Genomic DNA, 24,884 nt, shown 5'->3' with positions numbered 1-24,884 from the left:
CAATAAGTTAGTAATAATAATTCCCTTTCAAAATTGTCTAATATCCTCTCACCCTTCCATAATTTCTTATCTGAATATATTGAAATTTAGTCACTTTATATGCGATTAGCACCATATCAAGTGGTGCAACTGGTTGCTATTTTGGTATTAAAACCAGACCAAAATGATGAGAGTAAGTGACAATAAAGCATCTTTTTTTGATAACTCCATCAACAAAGTGAGCAAAAAACGAACTGGTCTGGTTGAATAAAGACCAGTTTGTCGTTTAGTCTGAATGGAGTTAACGATTTGGTCACAAGATCCAAACATCCGTTAACTATGGTAATAAAAAAATCTGGTACTGAATAAATACCAAAATAGTAAATGTAGTAAGCGATGAAGGATCAATAAATTATGTCCGATGACTTTAATGATACGCCCAATTACAGCTCGGACGTCTCTAGGCTTACGCTTAAGTCACAAATAGCAGACAAACTGAGCGCTTTAATTGCGTCAAAAATGATTGAAGAAGGAGAGGCTTTACCTTCTGAGCGAGAACTCGCCAAATCGTATGATGTGAGTCGAGAAACAATACGTGGTTCGTTGGGCATTCTGAGTGAACGTGGGTTGATCTCGGTTTCTCGCGGACGAAAAAGCATTGTGACCAAGGGATCGGCAGAGATAATTCAATCGAACAATATAGTGGAAGATATTCAAAATTATGATGCTTTTACCGTAGTAGAAACAAGAAAAGTAATAGAGTCGGCGATTCTGCGTTCTGCAGCAATAAACATTAAAGATGAAGATATCGAGAAACTGTCCTCCCTTATTGAATACCAAGAAACGGTATTAGATGATCACATCGCCTTCCAAGTATCAGATAAAGAATTTCACACGATTATCTATCAGTCTTGCCGAAATACTTTGTTGTCGAAAATAGCAATCGATGTTTATTCCTATGCGTTGGAGCACCGAACGGCTGCACTGGCGGAAGAAAAGTCGACGGTTAGAAGCCTTCGAGAACACCACCAAATTCTAAGATCACTGAAAAGCCACGACCCAGACGCCGCAGAACGTTCCATATTGGGGCATGTTGATAGCATCTTCAAATCAACACTTATTATGCAAAATAAGGACAACGAGTAACGGATTATGCCTGTAATAACTTTGAATAAATTAACAAAAAGATATCAGTCTACTGAAGTGATCCATCAGATCGATTTAGTGATGGAAGACAATGAATTCACCGTATTCGTTGGTCCATCAGGCTGTGGGAAATCGACCACGCTAAGAATGATCGCAGGTTTAGAAACGGTGAGCGATGGCGAGATAACAATGGATGATCGAGCTATATCAAACCTTGAACCCATTGATCGAGACATTGCAATGGTATTCCAAGATTATGCTCTGTATCCGCATATGGATGTTTACAAAAATATGTCTTTCGCATTGAGGTTAGCTAAGCATCCAAAAAGTGACATTAAAAAACGCGTAACGGAAGCAGCAGAAATGCTCGGGCTGACTGAGTACCTTTACCGCAAACCTGCCGAGTTATCTGGTGGGCAAAGACAGCGTGTTGCCATGGGAAGAGCATTGGTCAGAAATTCATCAACTCTATTGATGGATGAACCTCTGTCAAATTTGGACGCAAAGCTTCGGGGGCAAATGCGTGCAGAATTGGCAATGATGAGCAAAAACATAAAGAAGAATATTATCTATGTTACACATGATCAGATCGAAGCGATGACTCTTGCTGATCGCATTGTTGTGATGAAAGATGGTTATATTCAACAGCATGGAACGCCCAGAGAGCTTTTTGAAAAGCCAAGTAATAAGTTCGTTGCAGGTTTTATGGGAATGCCACCCATGAACTTCTTAAATATGACCGTTGAAGAAATAGACGGAAAATTATACGGACTCGGTTCGGATTTTAAACTTGAGCTGCCTCAATTAAGCGCTGATGCAGAAATACCCCAGTCTGGTGAGATTATTGTCGGTATTCGACCTTCTGCTTTAACCTCGACCGATTCAGATGAATTAGAAAATATCATTACATTTACTATTAATGTTAATGAATATATTGGAAATCAAACGGTTTTGATTTCTGATGTTCAAGAAAAACGATTTATGGTTGAAGTGGATTCATTAAATGAATTCAATGCCGGTGAAACTGTAAGATTTAAAGTAACGCCTGAAGATATATATATATTCAATAAGCAAACAGAAGAAGCTATTTACTAATAATAATAACCACAGAAATAATCATATAACGTAAATTGGAACATAAACTTAATTCTCTTGCTCTTAGGAGGCAAAATGATTACGTATCTAAAAAGGATTTTTGGCAAAAAAACGCTGACAGCAATAGCCGTTAGTACAATCACAACATTCTCTTATGCGAGTCCATACGACGAATATAAAGATACGACGTTGGTTGTGAATTTTCCAGCACACCCACATTACAATGCGGTAATGAAGGTATTACCTGAATTCACGAAAGAAACGGGTATAAAAGTTGAAGTAGACCAACTTCAATATCTTCGTATGCGTGAAAAGCAAACGCTGGAATTAACAAAAAGAAAAGGCGACTACGATCTTATCGCGTACGTTGTTTTTTCAAAAGCGGACTATGTTTATGCTGATCAACTTGAAAATTTAGCAAGATATTTCATGAATCCATCACTTGCTGACCCTAACTTTGACGCAGAAGATTTGGTTGATGGTTATGTATCTAATATTGGTGTAGCAGGGGGCAAGAAAGGCTATCTAAAAGGACCAACTGGTTCACTGTTTGGTTTACCGTTTGGTGCTGAAACCTCAATTTTGGGTTACCGAAAAGACATCTTTGAAAAACACAACCTTAAGGTGCCTCAAAACTATAAAGAGTTGCTGTCTTTGGCGTGTGAAATTCCAAAATTAGAACCTGGAATGGGTGGTTTAGCGTCTCGCGCTGCTTCTGGTCACCATGCATCGCATGCGTTTCTTTTGCACCTAGCACCGCTTGGTGGTCGTATCTTTGATGACCAGTGGAAGCCAATTGTAAACAACGCGCAAGGCGTTGAAGCAGCGCAAGCGCTGAAAACAATTGTTGAATGTGGCGCAGAAGGCTCTAAAACATTTGGTTTTGCTGAAGCGGGAACATCATTCTTACAAGGTCATTCTGCTATGTTTCTTGACTCTACGGTATTCGCTGGCCAAGTGAATGACCCGACGAAGTCGAAGGTGGTAGGAAAGATTGGCTGGGCACCACACCCTATGGGCGTTCGCAAAGGATCTCAAACCGGCGGTTTTGGTATTGGTATCCCTAAAAACGCACAAAATAAGGAAGCGGCTTTCTTATTGATGCAGTGGCTGACTTCCAAGAAAGTCGACAAGCTGATTGCTTTAGCGGGCGGGAACCCTTCTCGTTACTCAACCCACTTTGATGCGGAAGTGAACAAGAAATTCCCTCACATGGCTACATTTGGTGAAGCACTTAAAAATGCCGATCCGGACTGGCGTCCAATTATTCCAGTGTGGGGGAAAATTAACTCAGACTTAGGTACAGCTTTATCGAAAGTACTTACTGAAGATCTGGATATTCAAAAAGCGTTAGATGGCGTTGCTGAACGAGCGGAAAAAATAATGGCTGATGCCAACTATTATTCTTGGAATGAGAAATAAATAGTGAATAGGGTTGCATCTCGTCGAAATAACTCAAAGGCGAGATGCACCTAAATCTGTGCAACCTTGGTGTGTTTTAAATGAAAGCTATTAATCTAAATCGCATGACCCCTTATTTATTCTTGGCTCCTGCGGGTATAGTTCTATTGTTTGGGCTTCTTTACCCAATAATATATATGATGTACGCGAGTTTTTTAGAATGGAACCCCAGTCAATTAATTGGCGAGGCGGATTGGGTTGGGTTTAAAAATTATATCAATTTATTCCAAGATGACTCTTTTCGTGAATCTCTCGGCGTAACTTTAAAATTTGCTTTTATTGTCGTCGTTTTAGAAATGTTTATTGGTGTTGGTCTTGCATTATTGTTAGATAGAAATATTCGCGGAATGTCTCTATTAAGAACAATTTTTATATTACCAATGATGATCGCACCTATTGTCGTTGGATTAATGTGGCGTTATATGTATCACCCAACGATAGGGATATTTAACAGAACATTAAATGCACTTGGTTTTGAATCTGTCCCTTGGTTATCTGATTCGAGTTGGGCACTTTATTCAATTGTAATCGCCGATATTTGGCAGTGGACTCCTTTTATTTTTATTTTGTCCCTTGCTGCTTTGCAATCACTGCCGAAGTCGACATTAGAAGCATCCAAAATTGATGGAGCAACGCAATGGCAGCAAATTCTATACATCAAGATACCTCTAATGCTGCCGGTACTCATTGTGACTTTACTGCTTAGGTTGATAGACGCATTTAAAGTCCTCGAAGTTGTATTAGTCATGACAAATGGTGGTCCTGGTTTATCCACCGAAATTCTCGCACTAAGAATCTCTCGAACGGCGTCTGAGTTTAGGGAGCTAGGTGTAGCGGCAGCAATGTCGAACCTTCTGTTGGCTGTGCTCCTTTTCCTAACGCTGGCCATGTTTATCTACAACAAAGTTAACGAAAAAAGAATCGAGAAGCAGGCGTTTGCGAATAAGGATGAAGAACAATGAGCAAACTAAACGAAAGTAAGCAAAACCCAGCATTTTATGCCTTGTTAGTTGCTTTGATAGTGATGTCACTTGGCCCAATCATGCTGATGGTGATGACATCGTTCAAATTGAATGTCGACATCATGAACGACAGCAGTGGGTTGTTTTTCACGCCCACACTGAAAAATTATGAAACGGTACTGTGTGATGTGCTTTGGTATACGCCGGACCACGTTGATTTTTGTAGCCCAACGTTCACACGTTCACTCGGAAATTCTATTTTCATCGCGCTAGTTTCTACAGTGATTACGCTCACCATCGGTTGTATGGCTGCATATGCGTTGGTTCGTTTTAGATTCATGGGACGTGGTGTGGTTTCTTTAACAACACTCATGATGCGTATGGTTCCACCCGCTGTTCTATTGGTTCCTGTATTCGGGATCTGGACGTTTGATTATGGGTTAGACGGTACATTTACCGGAATCATACTGCTCTATGTTGCGATGAACTTACCGTTCGTGATTTGGATTCTTCAGAGTTTTATTGTGCAGGTGCCTTTACCTCTTGAGGAAGCTGCCAAAGTGGATGGGGCAAAACCGCTGCAAATATTCTTTTTGGTTGTTTTGCCCATTATCAAGCCGGGTCTAGCAGCAGCAGCCATCTTTACGTTTCGAATTGCATGGAATGAGTTCTTGTTGGCCAACGCTTTATTACAACGGGATACCCGCACTGTGCCCGTGACCATTGTCAATTCGTTAACGGAATACGATATCGACTGGGGTGTGATCATGGCGACAGGAATGTTGCTTGCCGTACCACCAATCATTTTCACCTTTGTTGCATCCAAGCAAATTATTACAGGTATGACTGCTGGCGCAGTTAAAGGTTAATTTACATTTATTTCAATAGGTTATTTAGGTATTAATATGAATTTAGAGAAAGATTATCAGCTGGTTATTGGAACATACAGTGATATTGACGCGCTAGCCCATCAGCCTTACTCACCAAAACCGGGTGAAGGAATGTATTGTGCGACGTTGACCAAGCAAGGAAAACTTGTCGTTAATGGCTCAGTTGAGTCGTTAAACCCAGCGGTTCTTATCCCAGGAACAGACAAAAAATACCTGTACGCTATTTTAGAAACAATCCGTGAAAACGGCACAATCGTTCAATATGAAGTTCAAGAAGATGGTTCTCTAAAGGAGCTCTCTAACTTCGAAGCAAATGGAAAGTCGACGTGCTACTTGTCTTTCTCTCCAAATAAAGATGCCGCTATTGTCATCAACTATTGGGATGCCATTATTGATGTTGTCGACGTAGATGAAAATGGGCAGTTAGGTGAGGTTATTCAAACCTTTAAACAGTTTTATCGCCCTGAAACCGAGTGGCGACAAGTGGAAAACCGTGAAGACCATTGGGGTAATCGTCAGGTGGGACCTCATGCACACTGCGCGCATTTTTGGCATGACTGGATTTTCATTCCTGATCTTGGTGAGAATGCAGTATTTCAATACCGCTGGGATGCAGAAAGCCGCCAGCTAACTCGCGAAACGTGGATAGAATTCGAGCCGGGTTCGGGGCCTCGACACATGGCTATGCACCCAACTTTGGATATTTGCTACGTTTCAAATGAGCTGTTTAACACCGTATGTGTTGCTGAGTTAGACAAGTCAGAACCATCGGAAATCAAACCGCGCCTTATACCAATTCAGTACGAATCGACTCTGGATAATCACGATCAAATTAGTTACGTATCAGAGATTAAATTGTCGCCAGATGCTCAATTTCTTTACGTATCAAACCGAGGCGATAACTCCATTGCTGTGTTTAAAGTTCAAGAAGATGGAAAGCTAGAGCGGGTCGATATCACTTCGACGTACGGAAAGTTCCCGCGGCACTTTGCCATTTCTCCTTGTGGGCACGCTGCGATTATTTCAAACCAAGATTCAGGGAATGTGATTGTTTTTTCGAGAGATATCGAAACTGGTCTTATCAAGAAGACAGATGAAGTCATCGAGGTACCGGCTCCCAATTATATTCGCTTCTTGGCGCTGTAATTCAAACATCGAATATAGCCAAGAATCGTCGCTAAGATATAGAGACAATTATGTATACCGAACTTAAACCCTCAGTTTTAGATCCACAATTAGCTTTAGAAGTCAGTTCAGCTTTAGAGCCAAATACAGTTTTAGAGCCAGGTTTCGCTTTAGAAACACACTTACCGTTGCCAACATTCTTGTTGCCTTCGAACTTATTGGTTGCAAAAGAATCGGATGGTGTGTCATGAGCTATTGGTTAGGTGTGGATTGCGGCGGTACGTACCTTAAAGCGGGTATCTACGATAAAAGTGGGAAAGAAATGGGTGTCGCACGTGAATCCCTTGAGCTTATTTCTGATCAATCCGGTTGGGTTGAAAGAAGTACTTCGCAGCTATGGGCTTCGACCTGTTCTGTGATCAAAAAGGTGCTTGCCGACACTCAGATAAACTCGGACCTCATTCAAAGCGTTGGTATCTCGGCTCAAGGGAAAGGGCTATTTTTACTGGACAAAAATGATAGGCCAATGGAGCGTGCGATTTTATCGGCCGACCAGCGGTCGATAGACGTCGTGAAAAGGTGGCAGAGCGAAGGGGTACCCCAATCTATCCACCCGAGAACAAGACAAACCCTGTGGACTGGGCATCCTGTGTCTATTGCTCGCTGGCTAAAAGAGCAACGCCCAAAACAATACAACCAGATCGGCACCGTATTCATGAGTCACGATTACATAAGATGGTGCCTTACGGGAGAAAAGCATTGCGAGATCACCAATATTTCTGAATCCAACTTATACAATTTTGATACTCAAGATTACGATGCTGGATTGGCGGATATTCTAGGTATTCCAGAAATTATGGAGGCGTTACCACCTATCATCGGTGCAACGGATGTAGCGGGAACCGTCACGAAATCAGCATCCATCATGACAGGGCTTAAAGAAGGCACGCCAATTGTGGGTGGTGTGTTTGATGTTGTTGCCACCACCATTTGTTCCGGCGTTAGGGATAACAGCGCTTTAAACCTAACAATGGGGACGTGGTCGGTAACAACGGGTGTAACCGATAGCCTGTTTGATGTTCGCGAAGCCAATCAAAAACCGCATGTGATCGGACATCATGCTCAAAGAGATCAATACATTACTCACGATGCCAGCCCAACGTCGGCAGGTAATTTAGAATGGTTTACCGAAATGTTCGCAGATGAAAATTTTGGAGAAATAAATCACGCTATCAGTGAATTACCTAAGTTGAGCTCTGAGCTTTTATTCGCGCCCTTTATCTATGGTTCAAACGCGGGATTGGGGGTTAAAAGTGGTTTTTATGGCATTCAATCACTCCATACCAAACCCCATTTATACCAAGCCATTTACGAAGGCGTTGTGTTCAGCCACCTGTCGCATCTTGACCATGTCAGGCTTCTGTACCCTGATCTTAAACATCTTGTCGTGTGTGGCGGACCTGCTCGTTCTAAAGAGTGGATGCAGATTCTGGCAGACGCGAGCGGCTTGCCTGTATTACTGCCAAAGATTGAAGAAACCGGATGTTTAGGTGCGGCCATCGTCGCAATGGTCGGAAGCCAAACTTATTCTTCGACCAGTGACGCTATGGATGCTATGAACATTGAAGAAGAAACGGTTTTGCCTGACGAAGAAGCCTTTGAGAGTTATCAAGTAAAAAAGAAAAAGTATCGAGTTTATGTCAAATCGCTAGCGCAGCTAGAGAATGACCTAAGCCATATTTCTTCGGCGCAGGTTTCTTCGAGCCCAGTTTCTTCGCGTCAAGAGTCATCGTGCCTAGTTTCATCGAACCAAGTGTCTTCGAGTCAGGTTACTTCAATCAATATTTCATCAGACAAACCCAACCAAGGAGAGTTGTCGTGATCCCTAAATTACAAGTCGCACTCGATGTGACAACCGAAGCCGAAGCGTTGAGTGCAGCCAAAACGTTGGCACCCGTGGTAGATGTGCTAGAGGCAGGAACCCTAATTTGTTTTGCCGAAGGGATGTCCGTTGTCCGTTCGCTGCGATCGCAACATCCGGACAAACCATTGGTTGTTGATATGAAGCTTGCCGATGCAGGACGAGATTTAGGCGAGATGGCGTTTAAGTCGGGCGGAACGTTACTGACGGTAATATGCGCAGCGCCTTTAGCCACGATGGAAAGCGCATTAGAAGTTGCAAAAGAGTATGGCGGAGACATCCAAATTGAATTGTTTGGAGAGTGGACCTTTGAGCAAGCTCATGAATGGCGAAAACTGGGTATTACCCAGGCGATTTATCACCGTGGAAGAGATGCTCAAGCAAAGGGGCAAACTTGGCACCAAGAGGATTTAGATTGGTTGCAACGTATGTGTGATATGGGGTTTAACATGTCAGTGACCGGAGGGATTACTCCAGAGCTATTACCCATATTCCAACATCTACCCATTGATACTTTCATTGCTGGTCGAGCACTGTTGTCTGCTCCTGATCCGCAAAAGGCCGCCATTTCATTCAAAGAAACATTGAATTCACTCTGGAGAAAATAGCATGACATACGTTGACTCCTCACGCACCCACCCAATCGGCATATACGAAAAAGCTTTGCCAGCGCAATTGACTTGGCCAGAACGGTTGGCTTTAGCAAAATCCTGTGGTTTTGATTTTGTTGAAATGTCGGTTGATGAAACGGACGAAAGGCTCGCACGCCTAGACTGGACAAAGCAAGAACGTAAAGCGCTGGCGAGCGCGATAATTGAAAGCGGTATTCGTATTCCGTCTATGTGCTTATCAGGGCACCGCCGCTTTCCCTTCGGAAGCCACGATTCAGACGTTCGCCAGCAAGCTTACTCCATTATGGAAAAAGCCATTGTGCTTGCCCAAGATTTGGGAATAAGAACCATACAGCTAGCGGGTTACGACGTTTACTATGAAACACAAGATGAGAGCACACTCGCTCATTTTGAGGAAGGGCTAAAGTGGGCGGTCGATTTGGCTGCAAAATCCCAAGTGATGCTGTCGGTTGAAATTATGGATACCCCATTCATGAGTTCAATCACTAAGTGGAAAGCGTGGCAAGAGAAAATCGACTCACCATGGTTCACAGTTTATCCCGACGTTGGAAATCTCTCGGCTTGGGGAAATGATGTGAATGCGGAACTGGAATTGGGTATGAATCAGATAGCCGCGTTACATCTTAAAGATACGCTTGCAGTGACCGATACATGCGTGGGTCAATTTAGGGACATTCCTTTTGGAGAGGGTTGCGTTGATTTTGTTGAAGTATTCAAGACGCTAAAACGCTTGAATTATCGAGGCAGCTTTTTGATCGAAATGTGGACAGAAAAAGCCGATGAGCCAGTGAGCGAGTTAATCAGTGCTCGGCGCTGGATAGAAGACAAAATGGTGCAAGGAGGATGGAATGTATAAAGCATTAAAAGAGGAAGTCCTTGAAGCTAATCTGGCACTCCCGAAACACGGACTCGTGACGTTTACGTGGGGAAACGTGAGTGCCGTTGATCGTCAGCTTAGTGTGATCGCGATTAAACCTTCAGGGGTTGAGTATAACGTGATGAAAGCCAATGACATGGTGATCGTCGATTTGGAAACGGGAGCCGTGGTTGAAGGCGACAAGAATCCATCATCGGATACACCCACACATCTGTGCTTGTACCGCGCTTTTTCTGATATCGGTGGAGTCGTACATACTCATTCGCGTCATGCCACCATTTGGTCTCAAGCCGGTCTTGATATTCCGGCTTGGGGCACGACTCATGCAGATTATTTTTATGGTTCAATCCCTTGCACACGTAAGATGTCTGAAGAAGAAATAAAGCGTGATTATGAGTGGGAGACAGGGGAGGTCATCATTGAAACGTTTAAAAACCGTCAACTTAACCCGAACCAAATGCCAGCGGTATTGGTGAATGCTCATGCGCCTTTCGTTTGGGGAAAAGACGCAAACAGTGCCGTTCATAATGCGGTTGTGTTAGAAGAAGTCGCATACATGGGGTTATTTTCTCGTCAGCTAACGCCGCAACTCAGTTCGATGCAAAAGCCACTTTTAGACAAACACTATTTAAGAAAACACGGAAAAAATGCCTACTATGGTCAATCCACGAAGTGAAGACTAGTGTTGTAACATTACTTTGGCTTAGGCAAAAAGGTAAGGCGAACTTGTTTTCCCTTACCTTTTTATTAAGTTGCTACTGAGAGATTGCGTCTTCCATTAAATCAAAAACCAGCTTATCCATAGCAGGCTCCTTAAATTTCGACATTCCTGTAATGTTAGAAAGCGCTACAAAACCCACGTTATTTTGAGTATCCAGTAACATGCACGAGCTGTATCCGCCTGTTCCTCCATTATGGAAATAGAAGTGTTCTCCTTTACCTTGCAAATTCAATACAATCCACCCTAGTGCATGGGTCATGTGAGCGTGTTTAAAAACAGGTTGTTTTTGTAACTGAAAAACCGCGTTGTTTGGATCAAAACAAGAAAGCACAAAAGTCGAGAGGTCTTCGACAGTGGAAAGAACCGCACCAGCGCCAGAAAGAATGCCAAGATCCCAGTTTGAAACCGGTCGCCCCTTCCCATCTAACCCTTGAACCAGCCACGATTTCAAAGCAACCAAATCAGTGCTAGAACGCGTCATTTTAAGCGGTTCAAACAACGTTCTTTGAAGCAGCTCTTCATAAGAGGTTTTTGCGACGCGAGATAAGGCGTACCCCAAAAGACCGGCTCCAAGGTTTGAGTAGAGGGGCTTACTCTTTGTTCTGAGTTTAAGCTTATGCTCAAGGTAATTCAGCAGTTGAGGTTCTTGATACTCTTTGTACGGATCTTGACGATTTTTAAACAGAGCGCTCCAAAGCAAGCCGGGCGGTAACCTTGGTAATCCAGATGTGTGGGAAGCGAGCGCTTTATAGGTAATAACCGTATCATTTTTAAATGGGACAGGAACAATCGTATTTATTGCGTCATCAATCTGAATGTCACTTTTTAACGCCATGTCACATAGTAGATAACTGGTAAGAACCTTGGAGATAGAGCCTATTTCGAAGACGGAATTTTGATTAATTGCGGGCACTACCGAACCATTTTGCTTCTTAGCACCATAAAAATCGACGTGACCGTGCGCTATTTTCGCGACCGCCAATTCGTTGTTGTCGTTAAATGGGAAGAGAGTGCTCTCTATGGTTTCTATGTCTTGTTTGGTGAAGCTCATATCCATGACCCTAAGCAGTGAAACGAGAAAAGAACAGAGGTAGCGACTCGGGTGAAAAATACATTTTGTAGTATCTGAAAGTGAAGTTACTTTGGGATGGCTTAATTGTGGGTTAAGAACGATAAAAAAAGCCCACTTGAAAGTGGGCAAAGACAAGGTTTATTAATGGAACTAATGTCGGTGGAGATAGGGGATTACAATGTTGGAAGTTGCTCTTTCGCGTTAGTTAACTCTTTGCTAGCGAGTTCTTCACCCATGCTTAGCGCTTCGGCATAAACAAAGTTCACGTTATGGATGCCTACAAATCCGAGCGTGGTTTTTAGGTAGCTGGTGACGATGTCGTTTTCTGTATCTTTGTGAACACCGCCGCGAGTCGTGATAACAGTGGTTTCTTTCACATTGGTCAGCAAACCTTCAGGTCCATTTTCAGAGTATTGGAACGTCACACCAGCACGAGCAATCAGGTCAATCCAGTTTTTAAGCTGAGTAGGTACAGTAAAGTTGTACATTGGCGCAGCGATGATCAATTTGTCTGCTTGTTTAATCTCTTCAATTAACTGGTTCGAGGTCGACAAGATGTTTTGTTGTTCTTCCGTTAAGTCTTCGCCTCCACCAAACGCCGCTAATACATTGTGATCGAGAATGGGTAACGGGTTTTCCGCCAAGTCGCGAATAACCACATTTGTTTCAGTTGCGTTTTTTGCGATAACGTCAATCAGCGCATTTGATTGAGAGTGAGCGCCTAGAATGCTTGATTTAAGAATCAGTACTTGAGCCATTTTATGTCCTTTGTTTATCTATTTTCGTTTTAGGTAACTGGAATAAGCACACTTTAGGAGATTGCTAAGGCTAAGATAATCCTGCATTAACGATGAAGTCGTTCAATTTTTTTGAAGGAGTTTGGCGCGAGATGTTTCATTGTTCAAATCGCATTTGACCCGACTACAGGGTTAGGGTTCATCCTTACTTTCCGACGGCTTAATACGGTCAAATTATTGGAGTTTGAATAAGGGGTTAACAATGAATCAGGGTACAACTAAGCAAACAACTCAAGAAGAAATGGTGTATAGACTGGGTGTTTCCAACGAAGACAGGATGTTTTGCGAACGTGTAGAGCAGTGTTTATTTCCTATTTCGGAATTTGACCACAAATCGCATATTAGGTTGGCGTATCTATATTTAGCACAGTACAGCTTAGAAGAAGCGGTAATCAAAGTACGAGAAACATTGAACAGCTTATTGAAATACAACGGCATTGAACCATCAGGGAAATATCACGAGACGTTAACCAAAGCGTGGCTTTTAGCAGTCAATCACTTCATGAATAAAACGGAAAAATGCACGACGGCGGATGAGTTTATCGAGCGTAATCCGGCGCTTCTAGACACCGAAATTATGATGACGCATTACAAAAAAGAGACCCTATTTTCTGCTCGTGCAAGGGCGGAATTTGTTGAACCCGATTTGTTACCGATTCCAAGGTATTAGTTACGTAGTGGCGCAGTTTTTGTAGTAATGACGATAATACCCAATAAGGTTACTGCTGATAAAAAGCACCTCCATCAAAACAGCGGTAGGAGAACCAACAACGTAATTATGTATCAGCCAAAAACTGGTACCAATGAGCATCAATTCTCTTAGCTTTTTGTCGTCTTTATTGAATGCAGCAACGGTTTGAAACATAGACCCTAAACAGCTGAGAATACTTGTTATTCCAGAGAAGGTAACGACAGTAGCAATAGCAGATGTGCCGCAGAAAAAGATCATCAATTTTGAAGACGTAGAGAAAATACTGCTGAGATACCGAATGGTGGCAATAAGCATCAAGCTTGCGGCAGTCCACTGTTCTAGCAATATGAAATGGCTAGAAATCAAGACACCAGCGCAGAACAGACAGCCAACAATTTTTTTTCGCTCTTTGAATTGAAATGACATCAGGTCAAAAACAATGGCAAAACCCACCAATACCTGAGACAACATGAAAGCAGACATGAGCAGTCCTTTTGCGTAATTTGTTAGCAAAACTATCAGCTTAATGATTGATTGGTCAATCGCATATTTCTTAGATTGTTACGCAGTTATTTCTGTCGTGCTTTTGGATTTGGAGCATTGTCTTGCTCATGTGATACAATCGCGCCAGTTTTGAAAGACAATAAATAAAGAAGGTATCGCTTTGACCTCGTCACAGCAAAATGCTGCCGCAAATCATGCGTCTAACAGCCCATCTAAGTTAAGAGCTGCATTAAAAGAATGCATGATTAAAGACCGTTTTCGTTTTAGCCGACGAATTCAGGGTGCCAGCAAAATCAAAAAAGAAGAATCACGAAACGCCGCGTTAGACGACATCGCACTTAATATTGCGAAGTCCATGATGACGGTTCAGCAAAGATGTTCGCAACAACCGACAATCGAATACCCAGAAATCCTGCCCGTCAGCCAAAAGAAAGACGTGATTGCAAAAGCGATTGCAGAAAACCAAGTGGTGATCGTGGCGGGTGAAACGGGATCGGGCAAAACCACTCAGCTTCCTAAGATTTGTGCAGAGCTTGGTCGTGGCAAATACGGTTTGATTGGTCACACTCAGCCAAGGCGATTAGCTGCGCGCTCAGTAGCAAACCGAATCGCGGAAGAAATGGAAACCAAGCTGGGAGAATTTGTCGGGTATAAGGTTCGATTTAACGATCAAATCTCCGATAATACTCAAGTTAAATTGATGACAGACGGTATCTTGCTGGCAGAGATTCAGCATGACCGATTCTTGAATCAATATGACACCATCATTATCGATGAAGCGCACGAGCGAAGCCTGAATATCGATTTTATCTTGGGTTATCTTAAGGAATTGCTCCCGCGTCGCCCTGATCTGAAAGTGATTATCACGTCAGCGACCATCGACCCTGAACGCTTTTCTAACCACTTCAGTGGTGCGCCTATTGTCGAGGTATCTGGACGAACGTATCCGGTAGACACGCGTTATCGTCCACTTTCAGGCGATGATGAAAACGATCGCGACCAACTTGAAGGCATATTTGAAGCCGTAGACGAGCTATGTGATGAGGGGTTGGGCGATATCCTGATCTTCATGAACGGCGAGCGCGAAATTCGCGATACGGCTGATGCGTTAGGCAAGCGTAATTTACGCGATACAGAAATTGTTCCTTTGTATGCGCGATTGTCGGCAGGTGAGCAGAACAAGATATTTCAACCTCATGCTGGTCGCAGAATTGTGCTAGCAACCAACGTTGCAGAAACATCATTAACCGTGCCGGGTATTAAATACGTAATCGACCCGGGCACCGCGCGTATTAGCCGATACAGTTACCGAACTAAGGTACAGAGGCTTCCTATCGAACCGGTTTCGCAAGCAAGTGCAAACCAGCGTAAAGGTCGATGTGGTCGTGTTGAAGAAGGTATCTGTATTCGCCTGTATTCGGAGGAGGATTTTGAATCTCGTCCTGAATTTACCGATCCGGAAATCCTAAGAACGAATCTAGCGTCTGTTATCCTTCAAATGACAGCGCTGGGGTTAGGTGATATTCAAGCATTCCCGTTCGTCGAAGCACCAGACAAACGCAACATTCAAGACGGTGTAAGGTTGCTTGAAGAACTGGGTGCGATAAACGACAAAGCTAACGATCCCAAGAAGCGCTTAACGGCGTCTGGTCGTCAACTTGCTCGGTTGCCTATCGATCCACGTTTGGCTCGAATGGTCCTAGAAGCACCTAAGTATGGCTGTTTGAAAGAAGTGATGGTTATTGCTTCTGCTTTATCGATTCAAGACCCGCGTGAACGCCCGTCGGAAAAACAGCAGTCGTCTGATGACAAACATCGTCGCTTCTTTCATGAAGAGTCGGATTTTCTGACGTTTGTGAATCTTTGGGATTACATCCAAAAGCAGCAGAAGGCTTTAACTGGCAATCAATTCCGTAAACAGTGTAAGCAAGACTTCCTGAACTATTTACGAGTGCGTGAGTGGCAAGATGTGTACTTCCAAATCCATCAAGCCATGCGCGAAATGGATTTCAAACTGAATGACGAACCTGGAAATTACCAATCGGTTCACAGCGCTATTTTAGTGGGTTTGCTTTCTCATATTGGCGTTAAAGATCAGGAAAAAAGCGAATACCAAGGCGCGCGTAATGCCCGATTCCACATTTTCCCAGCATCGGGTTTGTTTAAAAAACAGCCTAAGTGGATCATGTCGGCGGAGCTGGTGGAAACATCTAAGCTCTGGGGGCGCATTATCGCCAAGATTCAGCCCGAATGGATTGAACCATTAGCCAAACACCTGATCAAGCGCAGCTATAGTGAACCGCATTGGTCGAAGAAACGTGCTGCAGTAATGGCTCATGAAAAAGTCATGCTTTACGGCGTGCCTATCGTGCCAAAACGTTTGGTGAACTACAGCAATATAGACAGCGTGATTAGCCGCGAGATCTTTATTCGAAGCGCACTAGTAGAAGGTGAGTGGGAAACGAAACACGCGTTCTTCAAGCAAAACCGAAAACTGCTACAAGAAGTAGAAGAACTGGAACACAAATCGCGCCGCCGAGACATATTGGTTGATGACGATGAGCTGTTTGATTTTTACGATCAGCGCGTTGGAACCGAGGTTGTGTCGGGGCGTCATTTCGATACGTGGTGGAAAAAAGCGTCGGCTGAAAATAAAGAACTGCTTAACTTTGAAAAAGAGATGCTGTTCAAAGGCGATGCAAGCCATATCACCGATTTGGATTACCCAAATTTCTGGCACCAAAATGGGCTAAAGCTTAAGTTGAGCTACCAGTTTGAACCGGGCGAAGACAGCGATGGGGTAACCGTTCATGTTCCACTGCCGATTCTGAACCAAATTGAGCCAGCAGGCTTTGATTGGCAGATCCCTGGTTTAAGACACGAATTGATTGTTAGCTTAATTAAAGCGTTGCCGAAAACGTTGCGTAAAAACTTCGTCCCCGCTCCTAACTACGCCGATGCATTCTTAGCGCGTGCCGCAGCAATGGAAGCGCCATTGCTCGATTCGTTAGAAAAAGAGCTGCGACGGATGACGGGCGTTGAGGTGTTACGCGATGATTGGAACTTGGAGCAGGTGCCAGATCACTTAAAAGTGACATTCCGAGCGGTTGACCATCGAAATCGCAAGTTAAAGGAGAACCGCGATCTTCACGAGCTGAAAGAAAGCTTGAAGGACAAAGTTCAGGAAACCCTGTCCAAAGTTGCTGATGACGATATTGAGCAACAAGGTCTGCGTACATGGAGCTTTGGTGAGTTGCCAAAAGTCTACCAGCAGAAGCGAGGTGGTTACGATGTGAAAGCATTCCCCGCTATTGTGGATTCAAAAGACAGCGTTGAAATCAAACTGTTTGAAACCGAGCAAGAACAAATCTCGGCAATGCGTGCTGGTCAGCGCCGTTTGGTCTTGCTCAACGTGCCTTCACCGATTAAATACTTACACAGCAATTTACCTAACAAGTCAAAGCTTGGTCTGTACTTCAACCCATACGGCAAGGTGTTAGACCTGATTGATGACTGCATTGCTTGTGGTGTTGATAAGCTGATTGAAGAGCAGGGCGGCCTGGTTTGGGAGTCCGATAAGTTTGATGCGCTTAAAGAGCATGTAAGAGCAGAACTAGACGATACCGTGGTGGATATTGCGCAGCAAGTGGAAACGATCCTGACGACGGCGTTCAATATCAACAAAAAGCTAAAAGGCAAAATTGATTTTACGATGGCTTTTGCGCTTTCAGATATTAAAGCTCAAGTAGAAGGTTTGATATTTAAAGGCTTTGCAACCGAGTGTGGCTGGAAAAAGCTCCCCGATATTTTGCGTTACATGAAAGCGATAGAGCGCAGAATGGAGAAGTTGCCGATAGATCCGAATAAGGATCGACTGCATATGTTGAAGATTGAGTCGGTGACGAACGACTACAAAGAACTGCTGAACAAGATTCCTAAGGGGGTTGCAGTTCCAGACAACGTAAAAGAAGTCCGCTGGATGATTGAAGAGTTGCGAGTGAGCTTCTTTGCGCAGCAACTTGGTACGCCATACCCTGTATCAGACAAGCGAGTGAAAAACGCGATTTCAGAATGTTGATCTAATGGTGAGAGCAATATTTGACTGTAGCGTATGATTTTGATCAGAAATTCTAATTCTGGTCTATTATTTGCAAGACAATGATTAAGCTGACGTAAATACGACTGTTGTTTTAATGTGTTGCGTCAATTCACCGGGGATAAATCGTTATTCTCTGATCATGTATTTGAGGGAATGGAAATGAAAAAAACATTGTTGGCTCTAGGTTTAGCGAGCATTGCGGCAACAGCCAGCGCAGATTCTTTTTTCTATGCTGGTGGTAATTTCGGTCAGTCTGACTTCGGTAGCGGCACCGACAAAGAAACGGCATATGGTTTCCACGTGGGTACCGGCATATTGCCGATTTTAGGTCTGGAAGGCGGATACTGGAGCCACGGAAACGATACTCGCTCACTATTTGTTGCAGCAAAACCAAGTATCGATTTTGGTCCTCTTCATGTTTACGCCAAGGGTGGCCTGCATTCATGGGATCGCGATAATGGCGGAGATGGCACTGGGCTGATGTACGGCGTGGGGGCAGAATACTTCCTCATCGACAATTTGTCTCTTGGTGGTTCGTGGCAATCATTCAACCGCGGCGACAACTTTAACGATATTACTTCGTTTACTGTTACAGCAACGTTCCACTTCTTGTAAAAGAAGCTTAGGTTGCAATAGAGAAGTAACGTAATTATGTAAAATGCCAGCCTTAGGTTGGCATTTTTATTTAGCCTTCAATAGAAACACTCTTGAAGCCATTTATGTGTATAAAACGTAGTAAAAATTTAAAAAGTTTTACACCTTAGTATGGCGAAATCCCGTTGTTAATCTTAGAATAAGCTCGCCTCAGCTACTATTGAGTATCTTCTTAACGAAGAACGATACCCAAACGACTTTTTATAGGTTTTTTGGGTATGTTTTGTGGTTCATGATGAATCATGGTTGTAATCAGAAACGTGTGTAGCGGGAAGGCTTGCACGATCTTAAGTAAAGTTGTACGAAATGAAAAAAACACTTTTAGCTTTAGCACTGATGGGCGCAGCAACGACTGCAAACGCGGATTCATGGTTGTACGGTGGCATTAACGCTGGTCAATCTGATCTCAATGGCAACGCAGCAACAGCGATGAGCGCCCATGTGGGCACAGGTATTCTTCCAATAATTGGCGTAGAAGCTGGTTTTTGGAATCACGGTAAATTTGATGGTGGCACAGAAGCAAGTTCTGTGTACGCTGCCCTAAAACCAAGCATCGATTTTGGTCCTTTGCATGTTTACGCGAAAGGCGGCATACACAACTTCAAACTGGACAACAACGGCACTAAAGCTGGCGACGGCACAAAGTTGATGTACGGCGTTGGTGTTGAGTACTTTGTTATGGATATGCTGTCTGTAGGTGGTTCTTACCAACAGTTCAAATTCGATGAGAACAACATTGATTCAATCGGTTCATTTACACTGAACGCTACGATTCACTTCTTGTAAGTCAATCGGTGATATTTGAAGCTCTCTGAGAGATCAGGGGGCTTTTGTTTTTTCTGGAACCTTTATCTATAGACCACTTGAGTATACGTACTAAATCAAATAAGAAAGTTCTTTATAAAATCAGTTGGATATTAATAGGTGGGGGTATAAAATTGCCTCACTGTTATGTGTTCTATCTCATAAATTACCCCGTTCAGAGGGAGATTTGTGGATGTCTTCCTCTCTCAGAATGGAATCTCAATGAATAAATCGCAACTAAGCCACTTTATGGGGTTGTTTACCGGGCTTTTCCTGTTTTCACTGTTTCTTTTTATCCCGATACTCACTCCTTTATTAATGGCTTTTGGCATGAGTCTACCGGAAATCGGTATTATCATGGCGACTATGGGCATGACCGTTATTCTGCTTGAATTACCGACAGGTGGCTTAGCCGATCAAATTGGACGACGTAAAGTGTTCACGTTTTCGATGTGGTTTTGTGTTCTTGCTTATCTATGTTTGCTTATGTTTCAGGGTTTTATTGGCGGAGTGATAGGCATGTTTCTCTGGGGAACGAGCATTGCACTTAATTCAGGCACTTTAAATGCCTGGTTTGTTGAACAATTTAACAAAGCTGAAGGGAAGATGACCCTGCAAAAGGGTTTTGCGCGTGTGAGTTTCCATTCGAGCTTACTTGGTGCATTAGGAGCGTTATCGGGTTCGGCAGTTATGTTCATTGGTGAGAAGCTCGGATACAGTGCTATCACGCTTTACAACTTTTTGATCATGCTGGCAATGGTCATTATTTTTGCCGTCATCGTGATTACTCAATTTTGGATTAAAGAAGATCGAAACTTCGATTCTCTTTCTGTGAAAGTTTTTGCCCAGTTACCTAACCAGATTACCAGTGGTGTGAAAGCCGTAAAGCACCCAGTACTGTGGCGCATTCTATTGGCACTCTTTCTTACAGTTCCTGTTGCGAGTGGAATCGAGAAATTCTGGCCGATTCAATTTGAAGCGCTGTCCGGTAACAACCCATTAGAGTGGGCGTATGGCTTAACCTATACCGCTATATTATGCTTAGGAAGCTTGGCCGCGATGATGACTAATTGGTTGTCGGAGAAACTTAGCCATCAATTGGGTAAAGTACTATTTGTGAGTGTTTTGCTAAGGATGATCGCTGCATCGGCGTTTGCTTTAAGCGGGAACCTCTACTTGTTTATCGCTTTTCTCATGTGCTACGAGTTATTTCATCAACTGGGTGGTTCTGCATACAGCGAGTTATTGCATCAATCAGCCGACGACGAAATCCGATCTACTATCGATTCGGTCTCTTCACTGACAACGAGATTTGGTGGCGTTGTTGGGTCTTTGCTTTGTGGCTTTGCATCAGAACATATTGGTTTAACAAACGTGTGGCTTGCTTGTGTCGTTATTTCAGCAGGTGCGCTGTTGATCTACAAAAGTAGGGTGCTTAACCAACCTAAGATTGAAGAACCTGTCACTGCGTAAATCAACAGAACCAAATTTCTAAGTTCGAAAAGGTTTACTTATGAATCGCCATGCTTGGGCAAACAAGCTGGCGATGCCTAACCCCGTAATAAGAAAGGTCACTTTTCCTAATTCGCTGTAACCCTTCTTCCATATTTTTCTCACCGTCGGGTAAGACAGATCGCCCATCACATGCAGGGGTGAGCGCCAACATTGAGCGACGGTAATGCCAAAATTACCGTCAGTTGGTTCAACACCATGCCACCAAAAGGGTGGAATATACATAGCATCACCAGGCTCTACTATTGCGGTATACGGTTTCAATTGAGAAGCTCGGCTGGCATCAAAACAGGTACCATTTTCAAGGTAGGCATCGGCTTTAAATGCATCAAACACAAGATCATCGGTGAGTTTATCTGGCGGTAGTAAGCCGACTTTCTTAGAACCAACTACTTGGCTCATGAGGGTTTCATCCGTTACATGAAAATGCCAGCCCGTTCCTGCCCCCTTATACATGAATGCTCTCGATTTTGGGTAAGCAATGGGAGGCTTTGGGTTGGGTAGAAAAGGGTAGCCATCGGTGTCGGTAGACAATACATCAAAGGGTTTTTCGCTCAATACGACCGAGGGAGCACTCAGAATCCCTGTATCACTTGATTGCAGCATTTCTAGCACTTCATGGAAAGGCTTTACTTCTCGCCCTTCTCCCATTCGCTCTGGGCTTTCGTAGTTCATATGAGGGTAGTGAGGAGTAGGGACATCACGACATTTTTCAAGTAAGTACTCGGGGCTGCGCCATTTCTCCATCGCCGGCCAATGCTTTATCGCTCCCTTAATTAGACAAGGTCTGTTTTGGGCAACGTATTGAGAGTAAAACGCTTTAGGAGTCAGACTGTCTGCATAAACCGTTTCAATATTCTGAGCCGAGTCCATACCTGGAACGTGTTTGAAAACGTGTTCTTCCGCTATTTTCTCTGCTGTATCCATAAATACTGGCTCCAATAAGGTGAGGAATTCGTCTCATTTGACCGAAAACGGTTCAATTTTAATCGCCGGAAATGTTATACCTTTTTTAATGAAATGATAATTGATGTTGTTTTAACTGTGATCAAAGCGTTATTCTCTAGTGGTGTTACTTTGTATCTTTAATCGTAATTACCTTCATCATCAAAACTTTAAATGCCACTTTTCTCCAATTCCCAATAGGGCAAAGTGAGCGGAAAATGCCAATAATTTACGGATACGTGGATGAATCGAATTCAGCTTAGTCATCGATATGGTCTCTTTATGGGGCTATTTTTTATCTCCCAGTTTTTAGTGATTCCAATAATGACACCGCTGCTTTTGGGGTTTGGGATGAGTATCCCTCAAATCGGAATGATCATGGCGACCATGGGGATTACAGTCATGGTGCTTGAATTGCCAACGGGCGGTTTGGCCGATCAAGTTGGGCGTAAGAAAGTATTCCTGATCTCGATTCTGTTTAGCATACTGTCTTATCTTGTGCTGCTGTTTATCCCAAGCTTTATTGGTGGTGTTGTTTCGATGTTTTTGTGGGGAGCCAGTATCGCCATTAGCTCTGGCACACTTACAGCCTGGTTTGTTGAATCCTTTAACGAAAGTGAAGGGGATATTACCTTGCAAGCGGGTTTTGCGAGAGTGAGTGCTAGAAGCAGCTTTTTTGCAGCCACTGGCGCTTTAATTGGTGCTGGCATTATGTACGGTGGCGTTGAATTCGGTTATGAGGCGCGGCAACTTTACGATGTGTCTTTGTGGGCTGGATTGGTCTGTTTAGCATTGGTGTTCGTTATCGCATTGCTTTGGATTAAAGAGCAGCGAGAGTTTAAGCCTTTTTCATTTGCATTGCTTACAAGTGTGCCGACTCAAATGAAAAGTGGGATTGATGCGGCGAAACACCCAGTGCTTTGGCGAATATTGTTCGCGATGTTTCTTACCATTCCCATCGCCAGTGCCATCGAGAAGTTTTGGCCAGTTAGGTTTGAAGAATTGTCAGATGGGCAACCATTAGAATGGGTTTATGGATTAACGTATGCCGTTACTTTTTACTTAGGAAGTCTAGCGGCTGTAATGACGAATTGGTTATGCGATAAGTTTGATCAGCAAATGGGTAAGGTGCTTATGGTCAGTGTCGCTATTCGCCTTATCGCTGCCACTATTTTTGCGTTGTCTGGCAACGTTGTGATGTTTGTGCTCCTTTTTATCTGTTACGACTTTACCAATCATCTCGGCAAGTCTGCGTACAACCAGCTGTTGCATCACTCCACAGATGACAGTGTGCGCTCGACGGTAGACTCGCTCAATTCTTTGGTGATGAGAATCGGAGGGGTAATTGGATCGCTTATGTGTGGTTTTGGTGCGGCTTACATCGGATTAGTGAATATATGGCTTATTTGCATTGTGCTTGCCATCGGGGCATTGTTCTTTTACAAAAGCCCTATGCTTAACCAAGCTTCTGAGCCAGCAAACGCGGCAACGTAAGGACGTAGCCAACCAGCATCATTTCTGAACTCTCATAACACCGAGCGCGGCTTGATTGGCCGTACATACTACGCCTTTTCCAGAAAGAGATTGGCGTACACAACCCCCGCCAAATTCTTCCCCTAACATAAATACGCCTAACACCGAGGCTTCGTCCGACTCAACAAAAACACCTTTGGGGGTCATCGAAATGGCAGCTTCGCGCTTGCCTTGTATTCTTTGCTGCATAATGGCTGTCGGTGATTCTGCCAGCGTCGCTTTATTTAGCAATGCGACCCACTCTTCAGGATTACACTCCCAACCGCAAAAGACGCCGTGTCCACCGTAGCCAATGGCGTCTTTAATTACCCAGTCATTCTGGTTCAAGTCGAGAAGGTGGTTGAGATTTTCCTCAGATACAATAAACGTATTGGGGATCAAGGTTTCAACTGTGTTGTTTTGATCCTTAGTGAGCTTTGTCTGAACACGCTCTTCCCTAAGTAACCCTAGAATGGCTTTACTCATGAAGACTTCGCTTAAAGGGTGAATAACGGAATGAACTTTCCCACTATCTAATCCGTCCAAATACGGCGCATAGCTGTCGTCGGATGAACGTGCAATATCACTTAACGTAAACACTTCGAAAACCAATACGCAGCCATCATGTGAATCGATGACATCACTAAGTTTTGTATGGGGAATGGCGATGATGTCTTGGTTGAGCCGTGTACTTAATGCTCCAGACGCACTGTTTGCCACTAGAGGGCTTTCTTGAAACTGAAGCGCGTCGTCGACAACTATCAGCAGTGGCTTTTCGAGATCTGCCAGTTTGTCTTCAATTTTGGGTGTAATGTGGGAGTAGGGCGATCGCCAATACTCTTCAATAACCACTGAAGGTGTGTCCTGTTTTTCTTGAGCTAATGCCTCATCGTATAGCGTTTGAATGCCATCGTAAGCAAAACCACCGATGGCTCCGCCTACGTTCACTTCCATGACTTTCCAATCGGTTCCATTGTCTAAAATATCCCATCGACAAGGAATCAAACCAGTTCTAGAGGATAACCGCTCTGCTAAGGAAATGACTGTTTCGTCACGAAACCCTGCAGCGGCTAAAAAATCTCGCACATTTCCGTCAAAAGCAATCTTAGGAAGGCTCTCTATAATGCCGAACAATTGGCTTAGCATATTTGTCTGTTTTTTAATCACATCGTTGGGATATACGATAGGTGTCATCAGCAAATGCCAATCAGGACGAGAAAATCGGCTGCTTGCCCCGTTATGTCTGATGTCATCCGCCAAGTCATCTGCCAAAGGATTCTCTTCAAAATAGTCAAACCAGAATGTGCTTGATTGCATATTGTTACTCCGAGATATTCACTTAACTTATTGTTTTATATTGAAATGAATCAGGTGATGTAAGACAAAAATTAGTTTTATGAGCAAACCATTATAAACTTTAACAAGTCGTTTACAAACTTCGGGATATTGTATAAGAATATGTAAATTTTTGTATCAAAAAGATAG

General features: G+C 43.4%; 22 protein-coding genes. 17 read left to right on the top strand and 5 right to left on the bottom strand.

Features of this window, described 5'->3' with window-relative positions; genetic code table 11:
- Positions 1-393 precede the first annotated feature (393 nt).
- The 11 genes from VPNCDNU1_RS03305 to araD all read left to right on the top strand — a co-directional run bounded on the left by VPNCDNU1_RS03305 (position 394) and on the right by araD (position 10,764).
- Complete coding sequence (locus tag VPNCDNU1_RS03305; protein WP_104399047.1) at positions 394-1,125, top strand: FadR/GntR family transcriptional regulator; 732 nt, start codon at positions 394-396, stop codon at positions 1,123-1,125.
- Between the two features lie 6 nt (positions 1,126-1,131).
- Complete coding sequence (locus VPNCDNU1_RS03300; RefSeq protein ID WP_104399046.1) at positions 1,132-2,220, top strand: ABC transporter ATP-binding protein; 1,089 nt, start codon at positions 1,132-1,134, stop codon at positions 2,218-2,220.
- Positions 2,221-2,295: 75 nt separating this feature from the next.
- Positions 2,296-3,642: an extracellular solute-binding protein gene (locus VPNCDNU1_RS03295; RefSeq protein ID WP_104399045.1), complete on the top strand. Its 1,347-nt coding sequence runs from the start codon at positions 2,296-2,298 to the stop codon at positions 3,640-3,642.
- Between the two features lie 80 nt (positions 3,643-3,722).
- Positions 3,723-4,643, top strand: coding sequence for a carbohydrate ABC transporter permease (locus VPNCDNU1_RS03290; protein ID WP_104399044.1), 921 nt, complete (start codon positions 3,723-3,725; stop codon positions 4,641-4,643).
- Positions 4,640-5,512, top strand: a complete 873-nt coding sequence (locus tag VPNCDNU1_RS03285) for a carbohydrate ABC transporter permease (RefSeq protein WP_104399043.1) — start codon at positions 4,640-4,642, stop codon at positions 5,510-5,512. The genes VPNCDNU1_RS03290 and VPNCDNU1_RS03285 overlap by 4 nt, the downstream gene beginning before the upstream one ends.
- A gap of 36 nt (positions 5,513-5,548) precedes the next feature.
- The gene (locus VPNCDNU1_RS03280; protein ID WP_104399042.1) at positions 5,549-6,679 is read left to right on the top strand and encodes a lactonase family protein; all 1,131 of its coding nucleotides are present in this window, start codon (positions 5,549-5,551) and stop codon (positions 6,677-6,679) included.
- Between the two features lie 50 nt (positions 6,680-6,729).
- Positions 6,730-6,909 (top strand): hypothetical protein, encoded by a 180-nt coding sequence (locus tag VPNCDNU1_RS03275; protein WP_104399041.1) that lies wholly within the window; start codon positions 6,730-6,732, stop codon positions 6,907-6,909.
- Positions 6,906-8,540: an FGGY-family carbohydrate kinase gene (locus VPNCDNU1_RS03270; protein WP_104399040.1), complete on the top strand. Its 1,635-nt coding sequence runs from the start codon at positions 6,906-6,908 to the stop codon at positions 8,538-8,540. The genes VPNCDNU1_RS03275 and VPNCDNU1_RS03270 overlap by 4 nt, the downstream gene beginning before the upstream one ends.
- Positions 8,537-9,187: a 3-dehydro-L-gulonate-6-phosphate decarboxylase gene (locus VPNCDNU1_RS03265; protein ID WP_104399039.1), complete on the top strand. Its 651-nt coding sequence runs from the start codon at positions 8,537-8,539 to the stop codon at positions 9,185-9,187. Before VPNCDNU1_RS03270 ends, VPNCDNU1_RS03265 begins: the two co-directional genes overlap by 4 nt.
- Before the next feature lies 1 nt (position 9,188).
- Positions 9,189-10,067 (top strand): L-ribulose-5-phosphate 3-epimerase, encoded by an 879-nt coding sequence (locus VPNCDNU1_RS03260; protein ID WP_104399038.1) that lies wholly within the window; start codon positions 9,189-9,191, stop codon positions 10,065-10,067.
- Complete coding sequence (gene araD, locus VPNCDNU1_RS03255; RefSeq protein ID WP_104399037.1) at positions 10,060-10,764, top strand: L-ribulose-5-phosphate 4-epimerase; 705 nt, start codon at positions 10,060-10,062, stop codon at positions 10,762-10,764. Before VPNCDNU1_RS03260 ends, araD begins: the two co-directional genes overlap by 8 nt.
- Before the next feature lie 79 nt (positions 10,765-10,843).
- Here araD and VPNCDNU1_RS03250 read toward each other — a convergent pair whose 3' ends face one another.
- Both VPNCDNU1_RS03250 and VPNCDNU1_RS03245 read right to left on the bottom strand, forming a co-directional pair.
- On the bottom strand, positions 10,844-11,860 hold the full coding sequence (locus tag VPNCDNU1_RS03250) for a serine hydrolase domain-containing protein (RefSeq protein WP_167404710.1): 1,017 nt from the start codon (positions 11,858-11,860) through the stop codon (positions 10,844-10,846).
- A 194-nt stretch (positions 11,861-12,054) separates the two neighbouring features.
- Positions 12,055-12,639 carry an NAD(P)H-dependent oxidoreductase gene (locus VPNCDNU1_RS03245; protein WP_104399035.1) on the bottom strand — a complete coding sequence of 195 codons (585 nt, stop codon included), beginning with the start codon at positions 12,637-12,639 and terminating at the stop codon, positions 12,055-12,057.
- A gap of 241 nt (positions 12,640-12,880) precedes the next feature.
- Here VPNCDNU1_RS03245 and VPNCDNU1_RS03240 point away from each other — a divergent pair, with 241 nt between their 5' ends.
- Positions 12,881-13,348, top strand: coding sequence for a hypothetical protein (locus VPNCDNU1_RS03240; RefSeq protein ID WP_237324077.1), 468 nt, complete (start codon positions 12,881-12,883; stop codon positions 13,346-13,348).
- Here the strand turns inward: VPNCDNU1_RS03240 and VPNCDNU1_RS03235 are convergent, their stop codons facing one another.
- Complete coding sequence (locus tag VPNCDNU1_RS03235) at positions 13,349-13,852, bottom strand: YgjV family protein (RefSeq protein WP_104399034.1); 504 nt, start codon at positions 13,850-13,852, stop codon at positions 13,349-13,351. It lies immediately after the preceding gene.
- Positions 13,853-14,033: 181 nt separating this feature from the next.
- Between VPNCDNU1_RS03235 and hrpA the strand changes: the two genes are divergently transcribed.
- The 4 genes from hrpA to VPNCDNU1_RS03215 all read left to right on the top strand — a co-directional run bounded on the left by hrpA (position 14,034) and on the right by VPNCDNU1_RS03215 (position 20,903).
- Complete coding sequence (hrpA, locus tag VPNCDNU1_RS03230) at positions 14,034-17,951, top strand: ATP-dependent RNA helicase HrpA (protein WP_104399033.1); 3,918 nt, start codon at positions 14,034-14,036, stop codon at positions 17,949-17,951.
- 180 nt (positions 17,952-18,131) lie between these two features.
- Positions 18,132-18,587, top strand: a complete 456-nt coding sequence (locus VPNCDNU1_RS03225; RefSeq protein ID WP_104399032.1) for a porin family protein — start codon at positions 18,132-18,134, stop codon at positions 18,585-18,587.
- A gap of 345 nt (positions 18,588-18,932) precedes the next feature.
- On the top strand, positions 18,933-19,412 hold the full coding sequence (locus tag VPNCDNU1_RS03220; RefSeq protein ID WP_104399031.1) for an outer membrane beta-barrel protein: 480 nt from the start codon (positions 18,933-18,935) through the stop codon (positions 19,410-19,412).
- A 240-nt stretch (positions 19,413-19,652) separates the two neighbouring features.
- Positions 19,653-20,903, top strand: coding sequence for an MFS transporter (locus VPNCDNU1_RS03215; RefSeq protein ID WP_104399030.1), 1,251 nt, complete (start codon positions 19,653-19,655; stop codon positions 20,901-20,903).
- Positions 20,904-20,921: 18 nt separating this feature from the next.
- Here VPNCDNU1_RS03215 and VPNCDNU1_RS03210 read toward each other — a convergent pair whose 3' ends face one another.
- Positions 20,922-21,869: a cupin-like domain-containing protein gene (locus VPNCDNU1_RS03210; protein ID WP_104399029.1), complete on the bottom strand. Its 948-nt coding sequence runs from the start codon at positions 21,867-21,869 to the stop codon at positions 20,922-20,924.
- A 261-nt stretch (positions 21,870-22,130) separates the two neighbouring features.
- Here VPNCDNU1_RS03210 and VPNCDNU1_RS03205 point away from each other — a divergent pair, with 261 nt between their 5' ends.
- Positions 22,131-23,381 (top strand): MFS transporter, encoded by a 1,251-nt coding sequence (locus VPNCDNU1_RS03205; protein ID WP_104399028.1) that lies wholly within the window; start codon positions 22,131-22,133, stop codon positions 23,379-23,381.
- 18 nt (positions 23,382-23,399) lie between these two features.
- On the opposite strand, the gene VPNCDNU1_RS03200 is transcribed toward VPNCDNU1_RS03205, so the two are convergent.
- Complete coding sequence (locus VPNCDNU1_RS03200; RefSeq protein ID WP_104399027.1) at positions 23,400-24,716, bottom strand: hypothetical protein; 1,317 nt, start codon at positions 24,714-24,716, stop codon at positions 23,400-23,402.
- Between the last annotated feature and the right edge of the window lie 168 nt (positions 24,717-24,884).

The sequence above is a fragment of the Vibrio penaeicida genome, from assembly GCF_002933855.1.
Taxonomy (GTDB): domain Bacteria; phylum Pseudomonadota; class Gammaproteobacteria; order Enterobacterales; family Vibrionaceae; genus Vibrio; species Vibrio penaeicida_A.
The sequence above is the reverse complement of the archived record's forward strand: the minus strand, read 5'-3'. Positions and strand labels throughout refer to the sequence as shown.